At 47.0% G+C, this 13918-nt stretch carries 11 protein-coding genes and 2 pseudogenes; 10 read left to right on the forward strand and 3 right to left on the reverse strand.

What is annotated here, in order from left to right; all coding sequences use genetic code 11:
- Positions 1 to 167 precede the first annotated feature (167 nt).
- Entirely contained in the window at positions 168 to 353 is a 186-nt protein-coding gene (tnpB, locus tag BN1134_RS15020) for an IS66 family insertion sequence element accessory protein TnpB (protein ID WP_156991820.1), read from the reverse strand.
- Between the two features lie 597 nt (positions 354 to 950).
- Between tnpB and BN1134_RS15025 the strand changes: the two genes are divergently transcribed.
- The 6 genes from BN1134_RS15025 (at position 951) to BN1134_RS19760 (ending at position 6104) form a co-directional block, all read left to right on the forward strand.
- On the forward strand, positions 951 to 1346 hold the full coding sequence (locus tag BN1134_RS15025) for a hypothetical protein (protein ID WP_042048212.1): 396 nt from the start codon (positions 951 to 953) through the stop codon (positions 1344 to 1346).
- 10 nt (positions 1347 to 1356) lie between these two features.
- Entirely contained in the window at positions 1357 to 3138 is a 1782-nt protein-coding gene (locus tag BN1134_RS15030) for a polysaccharide biosynthesis/export family protein (protein ID WP_232300659.1), read from the forward strand.
- A 68-nt stretch (positions 3139 to 3206) separates the two neighbouring features.
- Entirely contained in the window at positions 3207 to 4007 is an 801-nt protein-coding gene (locus BN1134_RS15035) for an ABC transporter permease (RefSeq protein WP_042048213.1), read from the forward strand.
- 26 nt (positions 4008 to 4033) lie between these two features.
- Positions 4034 to 4684 (forward strand): ABC transporter ATP-binding protein, encoded by a 651-nt coding sequence (locus tag BN1134_RS15040; protein WP_042048214.1) that lies wholly within the window; start codon positions 4034 to 4036, stop codon positions 4682 to 4684.
- Positions 4685 to 4699: 15 nt separating this feature from the next.
- A complete protein-coding gene (locus tag BN1134_RS15045) occupies positions 4700 to 5926 on the forward strand; it encodes a sugar transporter (RefSeq protein ID WP_042048215.1) in 1227 nt (408 codons plus the stop codon).
- A 7-nt stretch (positions 5927 to 5933) separates the two neighbouring features.
- Entirely contained in the window at positions 5934 to 6104 is a 171-nt protein-coding gene (locus BN1134_RS19760) for an SIS domain-containing protein (protein WP_156991822.1), read from the forward strand.
- Between the two features lie 521 nt (positions 6105 to 6625).
- Here the strand turns inward: BN1134_RS19760 and BN1134_RS15050 are convergent.
- Positions 6626 to 6877 (reverse strand): annotated as a pseudogene (locus BN1134_RS15050) (transposase family protein); the annotation flags it as partial.
- Between the two features lie 374 nt (positions 6878 to 7251).
- Between BN1134_RS15050 and BN1134_RS19380 the strand changes: the two are divergent.
- The 3 genes from BN1134_RS19380 to BN1134_RS15060 all read left to right on the forward strand — a co-directional run bounded on the left by BN1134_RS19380 (position 7252) and on the right by BN1134_RS15060 (position 11978).
- The gene (locus BN1134_RS19380) at positions 7252 to 9633 is read left to right on the forward strand and encodes a glycosyltransferase family 2 protein (protein ID WP_084214825.1); all 2382 of its coding nucleotides are present in this window, start codon (positions 7252 to 7254) and stop codon (positions 9631 to 9633) included.
- A 9-nt stretch (positions 9634 to 9642) separates the two neighbouring features.
- Positions 9643 to 10698, forward strand: coding sequence for a glycosyltransferase (locus BN1134_RS15055; RefSeq protein WP_042048217.1), 1056 nt, complete (start codon positions 9643 to 9645; stop codon positions 10696 to 10698).
- Positions 10699 to 10892: 194 nt separating this feature from the next.
- The gene (locus tag BN1134_RS15060) at positions 10893 to 11978 is read left to right on the forward strand and encodes a hypothetical protein (protein WP_042048218.1); all 1086 of its coding nucleotides are present in this window, start codon (positions 10893 to 10895) and stop codon (positions 11976 to 11978) included.
- Positions 11979 to 12263: 285 nt separating this feature from the next.
- Here the strand turns inward: BN1134_RS15060 and BN1134_RS19765 are convergent.
- Positions 12264 to 12392 (reverse strand): annotated as a pseudogene (locus tag BN1134_RS19765) (ISAs1 family transposase); the annotation flags it as partial.
- Between the two features lie 309 nt (positions 12393 to 12701).
- Between BN1134_RS19765 and BN1134_RS19385 the strand changes: the two are divergent.
- A protein-coding gene (locus tag BN1134_RS19385) for an IS3 family transposase (protein WP_156991824.1) occupies positions 12702 to 13870 on the forward strand; the annotation gives its coding sequence in 2 pieces (ribosomal slippage) (positions 12702 to 12957 and positions 12957 to 13870; 1170 coding nt in all).
- Positions 13871 to 13918 lie beyond the last annotated feature (48 nt).

Genomic DNA, 13918 nt, shown 5'->3' on the forward strand with positions numbered 1-13918 from the left:
GTCCGCTCCGCCACTAAATAGAAAGCCCAACCTGTTGAACAGGTTGGGCTTTTTTTCATATCTGCAATTTGAAACGCCCGCTTGATGTTCGTGACCGTGACCAAACCGTGACCATTTCGTGACCAACCCCCTGATTTGACCGGAGGTCATTCTGGACATTGTTAGGTTCAATCGGTTACTATCGCCATGCGTGGGATCTTGAGTTTGCCCCGGGGTCGATTGCAGAAGATAAACCAGGCCTGACTCATCGGATCCAGCGCCAGCACGTCACTGACGATCATAGCCAGACCATCGATCGACTTGCGCATGTCAGTCACGCCGGTCACCAGATAGATATCCCCCCGCGGCGTCATGCCGACAGCGCCATCAGGAATTGCTGCAAGCGAGCGGGAGATAAGGTTGCAGGAAAGGCCAGTTGGTTGCCGGTGGGCAGGTTAAGCACTAATTGCTCATACACTCAAGTGAGGTTGACACGTTCCGAATTCAAGAGGGAAATGTTCAAATCATGAACAGCCTAACAGGTTGTATTCAGCTTAGGCGGTTTACCATTGGCGACACGAATCCATGCACCATTCTCTTCTGAACATACCCTTTCTTATCAGATAAATGGTCAGCATATTGGTGCTCAAGGACGACGTACATTTGGATAAACAACTGATTTGTTTCAGGTTAACTGAATTGCGCCGGAACAATTCGATGTGCATCCCTAGTATTCTATCGATCTTAAGCATCGACAATTATTGATGATTGCAGAACTGTCCTGTGCAGCGCTGTGCGGTAGCTATGGTGTAAAATAGCTATGCTGCAAAAAATCATAAAAAATAAACAGTTACATCGCTTGCCAACTCTCCAACGAATTATCATTCAATCCTGTCGGGTCACACTCAGCGCGAGACTTCTCCTGACAGGTTCAATTTTGTGCTCGTTATACACACGGAAATCACTCAACCATGAACCATGCAACTCAGTGCCTGGCCCTCTCGCTGGCCATTTTGCTTGGCGGCTGCGCCAGTGAACCCAAGCAGGTCGCAGCATCAATCCCGCTGGTTAATCAGACCGCTACCGATGGACTCATTGCTCTTCCCGCCGAGCAACAGCAGGTGCTTAATTCCCTGCAACAGGGCAATAGCGTTGCCGTTACGAACGGAACCTTCACGCCGGGGCCTGTCTATACGTCGGCCCTCGGCCATGCCTGTCGGGAATTGCTGTTTCAGCGCTCGCTCTCTAACGGCGCGTCCAGCCGCAGCGAAAAGCGCATAGCCTGCCAGCGGGCGGATCAGTGGTATCTGATCCCGCAACTGGAACAGCTTCCGGTTAACAGTTTGCAAGTTGTCGAATCGAATTGAGGATCCCGCATTGAAAAGCTCCCTTCCCCGCCAACTGGTGGTGACCCTGGCCCTGCTCGGGATGGCTCCATTGACCCTTGCGGCGAATAATAAATCCGATCCGGCGCAAGCGGGTGGACAGTCGTTTGGCTATAACCTGTCGGCACCTCCGGCTATTGGTGCCGGACCCCAGCTCGGTGGCGCACCATCGTTGAGTGGCGAAGCCAATCGCAACGCCACCACCGGCAGTTTCACCCAGCAAAATCATCAGGGGATGCTATTGCCCGGTGAAAGCGATGTGCGCCAACTGCTGCCCCAAGCCGAGGCCGGATTGCCGCCGCCTTATGGCGCCAACCTGTTCGCCGGTGGCTATGAAACCGAACGCAGCGATGGCTTGAATGACAATTATCTGATTGCACCAGGCGACAAGCTGAATATCTGGATCTGGGGGGCCGTCAATTTTTCAAATGTAGTGACGGTAGATAATCAAGGCAATATTTTCATTCCTGATGTGGGCCCGATAAATGTCAAGAATGTACCTGCCAGCCAAGTCAATAATCTGGTGACCAGCAGGATTGGCGATGTTTTTACAAATAATGTCAATATCTACGTCAACCTGCTGACAACAACTCCCGTGAGTGTGTTTGTCACTGGCCCGGTAATACGGCCAGGCCAGTATGCGGGTCAATCCTCTGACAGTGTGCTCTATTTTTTAAAACGGGCAGGGGGGATCGACTCGGAGCGCGGCAGCTATCGTCAAATTAAGGTATTACGCCAGAACCAGGTCATCCAAAAAATCGATCTGTATGAATTCATGCAGCACGGCAAAATGCCCAAGCTCTCTTTTAAAGATCAGGATGTCATCCTGGTAGAGCCACAGGGCCCGATGATAAATGTCGCGGGCAAGGTGCGTAATCCATTCCGTTTCGAGTTGACTCAGCGCAATACGCTAGGCTCGGAGCTGGTCAACTATGCACTGCCGCTTGCCAAGGTGAGCCATGTCGGGGTGATAGGTGACCGTCCAAGTGGTCCATTCTCCATCTATTTACCTTACAAGGATTTTGCCAGCCTCCAGCTTAAGGATGGTGACAAAGTTTTGTTCAACGATGACATGCATGCTCAGGTTTATGATGTGCAGGTCGCTGGTAGCTATATGGGGCCTTCCTATTTCACAGTGCGCAAGCAGACCAAGCTGCATGAGCTGCTCAACCATATTCCCATTGACCCACAGCTTGCCGATTACCAATCCATCTACCTGATGCGCAAGAGTGTCGCTGCGCGGCAAAAAGAGATGTTGGAAGAGTCGCTCAACCGGTTGGAGCGCAGTGTGTTTACTGCGCCCGCCAGCTCGGATGGTGAAGCGGCGATCCGTGCCAAAGAGGCAGAACTGGTGATGCGCTTTGTCGAGAAGGCCAGAAAAATCCAGCCTCTTGGCAAGGTGGTGGTCGCAGACAAAGGGATTGTTGCGAACATTCAGCTGGAACAGGGTGACCAGATTGTTATCCCGAACAGAACGGACCTGATTCAAGTCGGTGGGGAAGTCTTGATGCCACAGGCCGTGGTCTATAACGCCAATGCGACGCTCGATGACTACGTGGCTTGGGCGGGCGGATTCACCGAGCGTGCGAATGACCAGCGGATTGCCGTGGTGCATGCCACCGGATTGGTGGAGTTTAAAGATAAGGGGAGTGTCCAGCCCGGTGATCAAATCCTAGTGTTGCCCAAGGTTGACAGCAAAACCATGCAATCGGTCAAGGATATTACCCAAATCATCTATCAGATCGCCGTGGCGGCCAACGTTGCTATCGATTGATCCCTTTCCATCTCGAGCAAGGCCGGTGAATGGCGTCATTCACCGGTCTCCCGGTAATAGACGACACTATGCAAACAACGTTACACCGCCCCGCCCCGCGCAGTGCCTTTCAGGTATTACGCGATGTCACCTTTGGCCTGCTGATCCGTGAGCTGAAGACCCGTTTTGGCAGTTATCGGCTGGGTTATGTCTGGGCGTTGCTCGACCCCTTGCTCATGATAGGTGCATTCAGCCTGATTTTCGGATTGCGGGGCCACAGCGGATTTGGCGGGGCGCCGGCTCCGTTGTTTATCACGGCCAGCTATCTGCCCTTTATCTTCTTTAAAAATGTGGTCGGCAAGTTGCAATCGGCTGTCAGCGCCAATATGGGGCTGTTCTGTTACCGGCAGGTCACACCCTTTGCTACCTTCATTGCCCGCTTTCTGCTGGAGGTCACCATCGGTTTGCTGGTCGGCAGCATTCTGATACTGGGACTGCTGTGGTTTGGTTTTGATGCCATTCCTGCCGACCCCTTGCAGGTGATCTTGGGCTATCAGCTCCTGATGGTCTTTTCATTTGCCCTTGGCATCATCTTTTGCGTGGTAGGCACCCTGGTGGAAGAGGCAAAAAAGTTTCTCGGTCTGCTGATGATGCCGTTGATGTTTATCTCCTGTGTCATGTACCCCCTAGCGAGCATTCCCCAACAATATCAACACTGGTTTTTGTGGAATCCGCTGGTGCATGCCATCGAGCTGATCCGCAGCGGCTGGCTTGCTGGCTACAGCAGCCCCACTGCCAGCTGGACTTATTTTGCCGCTATCACACTGGTATTGCTCACCTTTGCCATGAGCTGTTATCGATTGACCCACCGGCGCCTGATTGCCAGTTAACCGGCCTGATGTTGAGCACTGATATTATGCTTATTCTGGAAAACGTTTCGAAATATTATCCGACCAGGTTTGGTCGCAACTATGTGCTGCGCGATGTCAATATCACCCTGCCGCGCCAGCGCAACATCGGCATTCTCGGCGCCAATGGCGCGGGCAAATCCACCCTGCTCAGGCTGCTGGGCGGCATGGATACGCCAAGCAGAGGCAAAGTCACCCGTCAATGTCGGGTCTCCTGGCCGCTGGCGCTGGGGGGAGGCTTTCAGGGCAGCATGACGGGGCGTGAAAATACCCGTTTTGTCTGCCGCATTCACGGCGTGCGCGATACCCGTGCCATCGAAGAGTGGGTCAAGGAGTTTGCCGAAATAGGCCAACACTTCGAGCTGCCCATCAAGAGTTATTCCAGTGGTATGAGATCGAAGTTTTCATTCGCCGTCAGTATGGCCTTTGACTTTGATATCTACCTCACCGACGAGATCACCTCGGTGGGCGATGCTCGCTTTAAGCAGAAGTGCATCGACGTCTTTAACCAAAAACGTGAAACCGCCAGCCTGATTATGGTGTCGCACGATATGAAGAACCTGCGTCAGCAGTGTGATATGGGGATATTGTTGCGCAACGGTCAACTGGAAATATTCGACAATATCGACGATGCGATCCGTATTTATCAAAATCTATAATAAGCACAATCAAACATGACACAACCTATCAGAACAGAAAAGTCATCACGCTTTGTACGCAAAATACGCAAGCTTGGCAAAGAGCCGAAGCGTTTCTTTATTGATTCCAGCGGTTATAAAATCGCTCATCGTTCATGGCAACAGAGTCTGAAACTGGGTAGCTTTTTATGGGTGGTCGCCTGTTTTGTCGTGGCATCGATCTATTTTGGCGGCGTTGCTACAGACCGTTATGTCAGCCGAAGCGACATCATTATCAAGCAGGCCGACCAGATTAAAATGTTGCCAGATGCCCTGTCTATGTTGGGGCTGGGTGGTAGCAATCATCAGGACGTATTGCTGGTACAAGAGTACCTGCATTCCTGGGATCTGCTGGCCAAGCTCGACCGCGAATTGGCGCTTAAAGCGCACTACCAAAGCCATGATGCCGACTTCTTCTCGCGTTTATCGGGGGAGGCCACCCGCGAAGAGTTTCTGGAATATTACCGTGATCATCTGATCTTGCGTCTTGATGAACTCTCCGGGGTATTAAGTATCGAACTTCAGGCTTTTGATCCTATATATGGCCAGCAGGTAGTCAGCTTAATGCTGAAAGAAGCGGAAGGATTTATCAACAAACTGGGCCATCAGGTCGCCATGGATCAGCTCGCGTTTGTCGAACAAGAGGTTAACCGTTCTCATCAACTTTTGCAGGCAGAGAAAGCCAAGGTGCTGGCGTTTCAAAATAGTTATCAGCTGATCAGCCCTGAATCAACCAGCACTGCCCGCCTTGGTGTGGTCAGTGAAATTGAAGCTGAACTGGTGCGCCAGCAGGCAGAACTTAAGCAATTGCGCAGTTATATGAAAGAGAGCGCACCTGCGGTGGTATCGGTGCAAAGTCGTGTTGGTGCGTTAAGCAAGCAACTGAAACAGGAAAAGGCGAAATTGACCACTCATGATGCCGGTGCTGACAATCAAGTGGCGCCTGAGGCGATGAACGAAATCACCGCCCAATATATGGATCTGCAAACTCAGGCCACTCTGGCTGCCGATCTCTACAAAACGGGCCTTATCAGTCTGGAGCAAACCCGCGTAGAAGCCTATCGCAAACTTAAACACTTATTAGTTGTCACGCGCCCGACATTGGCGGAAGAGGCTGAATATCCACGTCGTCTCTATAATCTGACCACGGTTGGCGTATTGCTTTGCCTGTTTTATGGCTTGGTGGTGATGGGATTGGCTACATTGCGTGAGCATCAGGATTGATAGGGTGATGCAAGATATGATCTCCAACAGTGGTGAAACCGATGAGATATTAAAACTGATCCGGTCACTGCAAAATATTGGCGATCGCATTATCTCCATCACCGGCGGCCTGCAATCGCCCCTGGCAAAACACGCCGTGAAGCGAGTGCAACGAGCGCTTCGTGGAGAATGCTCTTGAAAAAAACTATCGACCACGAAGGACACGAAGGTCCACGAAGAAAAGCAGAAGAACAGCAAAAGCAAAAAATCTTGGCTTTTAACCTTCTGAAGCGAAGCGCTCTGTGGTCCAGGGCGGGAGCGCACTTTGCTTGATTTTCAACCAAAGAATAACTGTGCCCGATAATCATCGTCCCAGCCCGCTCTTTTCAACTTGTTTCGCTGGCTTGGCGCGCCTGCATATTCCGGTCGAAAATGAACACCTATTCCGGTTTAAAATGAACGCTGATTCCGGCTTACGTGTACACCGATTCCGGACAGCTCAGAACCCGTGTTCTAGTGTCGAATGAAGGGACAAGATCCAACCCCATAGGTTAACAACTGCCGCGCTGCGCTTGGCTGCTAGCTTGTTCGGCGAGTCGAAAAGATGCCTCTCCTCAAAGCTCAGCTTCTGCTCGACTACACCCCTTCAGCGTCCTTTCCGGAAATGGTGTTCACTGACTCCGGAATCACTGTTCAACTTCACCGGAATACGCAGCGCCACAGCAAGGACTCGACGACGATGGTCCGTAGGATGCGAGCGATGGTATGACGACGCGGAATGCCATGAGTAAAGGGTCGATATAAGCGCAACCAATCGGCTTTCGAGTCGCCGAAGGTCTGGATATCACGCCAGCCCTCAGCACCGGCCATGATGGCGCTGATGACGAGGAACATCACGTCCACCAAATCATGCTTGCGGTTGATATCAGAACGGGTTTCTTCAACGAGAGTGAGATGTTCAATGAGTGTCATGACTTGAGCTCCTCTGGACTAGGGGAGCGATTAGATCACAGACGATCTGCCAGTTCAAAATTTGTTAACAAAGTGCGATCCCGCCCTGCTCTGTGGTCAGGGCAAGATTACGAAACCCCGCGATTTTTAAGGGCTGTGAAAGAGGTCGTTTATAGTCGCAGCGATTAGGGAAGTGGGTGGCAAGCCGTTCAACAGAGACGAACTCGAACTGAGATTTTACATCATCCGTGTTGTCTGTCAGGAGCCAAACACAGCCCGTTCATGGTTGTTTTGTGGTGTCAATCGACTCATCAATACGTAACGGGAACAGCGCCATCAATTCGTATTCACTATAAAAAACACACATCGAAAATCATCATCGGACAATTAAGCTAATGAAAAGAATTAAAAGTCTCGTAAATAAATTAAAGTCTAAACTAGACGATAAGGCTCGAGAAGAAACACCTCTCGGTTATATAGGTTCTATTGATGAGGTCACAAAAAACAAAGTCAGAGGGTGGGTTGCTTTATCTAATAAGATGCCTATAGTGACACCTATTACCTTGAAGGTAAATGAATTGTCATTAGAACTCCCTGAGCTATCCTTCAGAGATGACTTGCAAGCACACGGAATTGCTAACGGGATTGCTGCATTCGACGTAGAATTTGAATCTAGCGACTACGAAAAATTAGATGTTGCAGTTTACGTTGGTCAGGATAAAGTGCTTTTTAGCAGAGCTCTGTTAGGTAATGATAATATAAAAAACAAAGACCCATATTTCATTAATTTCTATAACAAATCTATCAGTAAAAATCAAAGTTCAAGATTGGATGATGGGCTTAACATCCAATTAGTGCCGTCGAGCGAATATGAAAAATCAATTTGTTCGGAATTTTTCTATCGAATATCGAATGCCAAAACAAGCAAGCAAAAAACTATTGCTATCGGGCAGAGCCTTGTCCAAGGGATTTATTCTAATGATATTATCGAGTTGATACTCAATACCAACAAGGCAGCACAAGTTCTGGTTGAGCTACTGGATAACGAACAAATAGTAACAGCAAGTTCCAGATTGGAGATATCTCCAGGGTGGAACACTTACACTACACCCTTATCATGTTTCAATTTTGATTTAATCGAAGGTGCATCATCTATTGTATTGACTCTATATATTGACAGTTCATCATATATAGACTTGGGTGGTTTGTTAGTTAAAAATTCGAATGAAAAAATTCTAGTTTTGAAACCAAAGTTCGAAAAATTAAAAACCAATCAAGAGAGTATTTCTATAATTAACAGTAGTCTATCCAACTGTAAATTACCTCGAGAATTCATAAAACTACGAAGAAAAAATTTGATTGCTCCTGGTGTTATATATGAGGCTAAGAACGGTAATAAATCGGAGTTTATCGCAGCCAAGAGTGACTCAGGAATCAGCATCAATATAGGCAAACTGTTAGGGTACTCCAGGATCGTATACTCTCTTGATCTGAAAAATATCAAAAGCATGCCTATGCAGGGAAAAATTACTGCAACGGGTGACTGCAACAAGCTAATTAAATCAGTATATATTTATGCGAAAGGAGCACAAGAAAAAATACTAAACAAATTGCGTCTATCATGTCAAAAGCTAGAAAATGATAGATATGAATGGATATTCATTTTGGATTACAACTCTATTTGCGATTTAATCAACACGACTTCTGATTATCATGAATATCGACTAGCAGTAGAGTTTAATGCGAACAATCAAGCAGCTGACTTTAGCGTGTCATTACATCAACAAACGTCGTTCAAAAAAGAAGAAATATTCTCTGCTATTGAAGACCCGGTCATCGCCTCTCAACTTGATATCATAGCCGGATACTACGATGTATTAAAAAGAAATCCAACAGAGGTGAAGACCGATACCGTTAATGTGAAAAAGTCAAAGTACTCACCAGTTGACATCGTGATTCCTGTATATAATGCAAAAGAGTTTGTGATTGAGTGTTTAGAATCAATAATCAAACACACTAATATAGCATATAGAATCTTACTAGTTGACGATTGCTCTACCGATGGAATATCCGATGTGCTTGATGAATATGCCGATAAATACGATTTTATCTCTGTGCACCATCAAGAACAGAATGTAGGTTACACCGCTAACGTTAATAAAGGCTTTGAACTAGCAGTGTCAGAGTGGGTCTTGTTGTTAAATAGCGATACTGTGGTAACACCATTTTGGCTTGAGAATCTTCTGGAAGGGACAACTGAAGACAAGGTTGCCATTATTGGCCCTCTTGGGAACGCTGCAAGTTGGCAGTCTGTACCTAATGTTCTCTCAAAGAATGGTGGATGGGACTTCAACCTGATACCAGCCGGTCTGACACCAAATGATATTGCCTTCCAGCTTAACTTAAATCGGCAATATGAATTTGCCGACGCCGGGGTATTAAATGGCTTTTGTCAGTTAATCAAAAGAGAGTTATTTTTTGAGGTCGGAAAGCTAGACGAAATTGCTTTTCCAAAGGGCTATGGAGAAGAGAACGACCTTTGTGCGCGATTAATTGCGAATGGATATCGTCTATTAGTATGCCCGAATAGTTATGTATACCATCATAAGTCAAAAAGTTTTGGGCACGACACCAGAACGGAACTTTCCGAGAAAGGCAGCGTTGCTTTGAAGAAAAAACACCCAGACTACAACTGGGGACTTGTCTCTAAAAAACTTTACAATCATGACGTTTTAGTAAAGGCACGTCAAACGATCGCTCCTCTTTATGAAGTTTAAGGAATGTAAATGAAAGTTGTATTTATTCTCCCTGTAGGTGGCGGTGGTGGTGGCGCACACTCCGTCATTCAAGAGGCAAACGAAATGATATCTATGGGCATAGATGTTCACGTTGCGATAAACAGCGGAAACATGATGTCCATGAAAGTCAACTATGCAGATATGCCATTGGTTGTCGGTCGTTTTATTGAATTCAAAAACGAAACAGATTTGGCCGCCAACATTGCAGAAGGTTCAATTGTTGTTGCAACCATTTTTACCTCAGTAAAAATACTAAAGGCTATCAAAAAGCTTAAACCCAGTGTTATTCCTGCTTATTATGTGCAGGACTATGAACCACTCTTCTCGGAGAAGGGCAGCCCACTGTGGCAGGAAGCTTATGACAGTTATACAGCAATACCTGGCTTAAACATATTTACAAAAACCCAGTGGCAACAAAATATTGTCTATAAAAACCATGGTGTAAAAGTGGCTAAAGTAGAGCCCAGCATAGACCACTCAGTCTATTTTCCCAATTTAGATTACAACAAGCTCAGACTGTCGGCCATGGTTAGACCCAAGTCTCCCAGACGGGCACCATATCGCACTATGCGGATCCTCAGAGCCGTTAAAAAAACACTGCCACAGCTTTCGGTTGATATCTTCGGTTGTACTAATGACGAGTTGGAATCCTCCAATGTCGTACGCGATTTTGAGTTTACCAATCATGGTGTATTGAAACGGGTACAAGTCGCCAGCTTGCTTCGCGGCAGTGGCATGTTTTTGGATGCCTCAGATTTTCAGGCATTTGGCAGAACCAGCCTGGAAGCGATGGCATGTGGTTGTGTCCCGGTAATTCCTGCTGTTGGTGGTGGCTACGAATATGCAGAACATGGCATAAACACCTTTGTGCATAACATGCACAATGAAGACGAAGTGGCTGCCAATATTATCCAGTTTTTTGAAATGCCAAAAATTGCAAGAAGGAAAATGATTAACGCTGCTATTGATAAGTCTCAAGAGTTTAGCGTAAGGAAAGCGGCACTATCTGAACTGCGGTTTTTCGAGAAAATTTCAGGAAATTGATCGCGGAACACTCTAAATAAATATAGTTAATTTCACCTAAATAGTAATAGTTATGAAATCTGACATAAGTCGTAGCAAGGCCAGCACATCACAAATAGATACGGCTAAACATTGGACCGATTTATCTTCACTGAGCCAGATTTTATATCCACCAATACCTATAGCTTTTGTTACAGCTATCAAGGAAATATAAAATGCACAAGCTAAATATTATCTCATACGCAGACAAAAGATATAGTATGTTTGCATTACCTTATACTTTTTTTGCTCTATCTACAAATAACCACGCCACTGTAGAGATTTTTTTTGAAGAGCTTGATGAATTTTTGGCCGAAAATATATCCGGTATTGGAGTGTTACGGAGCCTATTCGGTGAGCGTTTTTCATTTATGCAGTCGATAAACTCTAAAGTTAACATAATCCCAAATACAATAAGATTTATTGAGAAGCCTAGCTTTAAGTCTCAATATATATATATTGGAGATATAGATTTACTCATTCTAGATGATGTGATGCAAACTCACCTAGCTTTGATGAATGAATACGATATCCCTTTCAGCAATATTTTAAGAGAGTCAAGCTTAAGCACTCCATACCCTAGGCTATCGGGACTCCATTTTTGTAAGTACGATGACTATTACCCGATTCCGGATATCTCAGATCTTGATCTGACCAAGGTCAACGATGAGTATGTCCTTTATGAAATCATGTCTAGAAAAAATATATCTATTTCTCCTGATTTTCAATTACGCCCTGAGTGTGGAATTCACATGTCTCTAAATAGAGACCCTCTGGGGAGAGTTAGTAGCATAAATAATAGCAAATTCTCAACTGAGAAGTCATTAAACTGGAGCGGCTCTAAATATTATAATGCGTATAACAATATTACAAAGACAAATGAGTACGCATCAATTTTCCAGTTCTTTGATTTTGAATTCAAACTGCTTAGCTTAACCCTTGAAGCAACAATCAATAAAAAACTAGCACCTAAGCTTCACAGAATAGCATGTAGTTATATGGCTGACAGAAGAGTCTTTTCGAACGTAGACACAAGCCAAAAAGAATTACTTGATATTCGTGATCACCATATTAAATCTGGAGATCTCCACTCAGCAATGGACCTCTCATCAAAACTAGTCACAATTTGGCCTGAAAGCAAGGAACTATGGTTTAAATATATTTGGAATGCCAAAGCCATAGGAGATAAAGCTCGAGTTGAACTTGGCATCTCGCACCTAACCGAACTTGATCACGAAGAGTTCTATACAAACGCCATTTAGTGCGGATACCAGGGCGGGAGCGCACTTTGCTTGATTTTCAACCAAAGAATAACTGTGCCCGATAATCATCGTTCCAGCCCGCTCTTTTCAACTTGTTTCGCTGGCTTGGCAGGGCGGGAGCATACTTTGTTAAATCAAGTAACAAATATGACTTTCGATCATAAAACACCCAACCGGTGAGTAAATAGCACTCAGTTTTACTTCGAGGTATGAGTGGCATTTATACGAATGGCTGGCGTTTTGACCTAATTGTTCATTTTTTAGGTTAGTGTGCTCTCGCCCTGGCTGGCTTGGCGCGTCACATTGACTCTGAGTGATAATGTTCATCACGAAGCGTCGAAACAGGGCCATATTCTCCACGGCATCCTCCATGGCTATCCGGGACGCATCCTCACCAAACACCACGTCCATGACTTGAGCTCCTCTGGACCAGGGGAGCGATTAGATCACAGACGATTTGCCAGTTCAAAATTTGTTAACAAAGTGCGATCCCGCCCTGGTGCGGATACAGGGATACAGGTACCTGATTACCCATGATTAGCAGTCACAACGAACTATACTGATCTTACGTACAGTTATCGAGGTGTGAGATCATGGCCAAAAGCAAAGTCCAATTCCAGAAAGGCTACAGCCTGTTTGAGTTTCTCAAGGACTATGGCACTGAGGTATCCTGATTGTCACAGACAGTCCCGATTGTTACGATTAGACAATCGGGGGTATTGAATGAAATCGAGAGAACACTATTCACCAGAGTTTCGGGCAGAGGCGGTTCGACTGGTGTTGGAGCAAGGCCTCAGCCAAGCTGAAGCCGCCAGAAGGTTGGGGATTGCCAAAGGCACACTGAGCAACTGGGTGGTCGCAGCCAAAGGAGGAAAGGACACATCGGCTATTCCCGGAGCGCGTTCTGTCGCCGAGCTGGAGGCAGAAGTGGCCCGGCTGCGTAAAGCTCTCGCACAAGCCAACATGGAGCGCGACATCATAAAAAAGGCCGCCGCGTACTTTGCTCAGGAATCACTGCCAAGTACGCGTGGATAGCCAAACAGCAGGACCTCTATCCCGTTTCCGTTATCTGTCGTGTGCTGGAGGTCTCTCGGGCGGGCTTCTACCACTGGCGCCAGCGTCCACCGTCACAGCACCAACAAGAAGATGAGCGACTCAAGGTCGCCATTCGGGCGGCTCACAGCAAGACGCGCCAGACCTATGGCGCAGTGCGTTTACAAGCTGAGTTGGCTGCCGAAGGATTTTACGCCGGGCGGGACCGAATTGGGCGATTGCGCCGTGAAATGGGGTTGTCTTGCAAACAAAAGCGCAAATTCAAGGCGACAACCCATTCTTCCCATTCCCTGCCGGTGGCGGAGAATCTCCTTGGTCAGGTCTTTGCGCCAACGAAGCCCAACGAAGTCTGGACCGGTGATATCACCTATATCGCCACCGACGAGGGCTGGCTCTATTTGGCAGGACTCAAGGATGTGTTTACCTGTGAAGTAGTGGGCTATGCGATGGGAGAGAGAATGACCACCGGGTTGGTCAGTCAGGCCCTGTTTCGAGCTGTGCAGCAGAAGAGGCCGCCCGATGGGCTTATCCATCACACAGACCGGGGCAGTCAGTACTGTGCCAAGGCTTACCGGGCTCTCCAGGTACAATTTGGCATGCAGACCTCCATGTCACGCAAGGGGAACTGCTTCGACAATGCCCCGATAGAAAGTTTCTGGGGGGCTCTTAAAAATGAACTGGTTCACCACCATAGATTCAAGACCAGAGCGGAGGCCAAGGCCGCGATTCAGGAATACATAGAGATTTTTTACAACCGCCAACGTCGGCACTCACGACTTGGCAATATCAGCCCGGCGGAGTTTAACAAGAGGTATTGGAAAACGGCTCAGGCTGCTTGATCCGGGACTGTCCGATCTTGTCAGGATACCTCAGGTACAGGTACAGGT

This window comes from Aeromonas simiae (genome assembly GCF_000820125.1).
GTDB classification, from domain to species: Bacteria; Pseudomonadota; Gammaproteobacteria; order Enterobacterales; family Aeromonadaceae; genus Aeromonas; species Aeromonas simiae.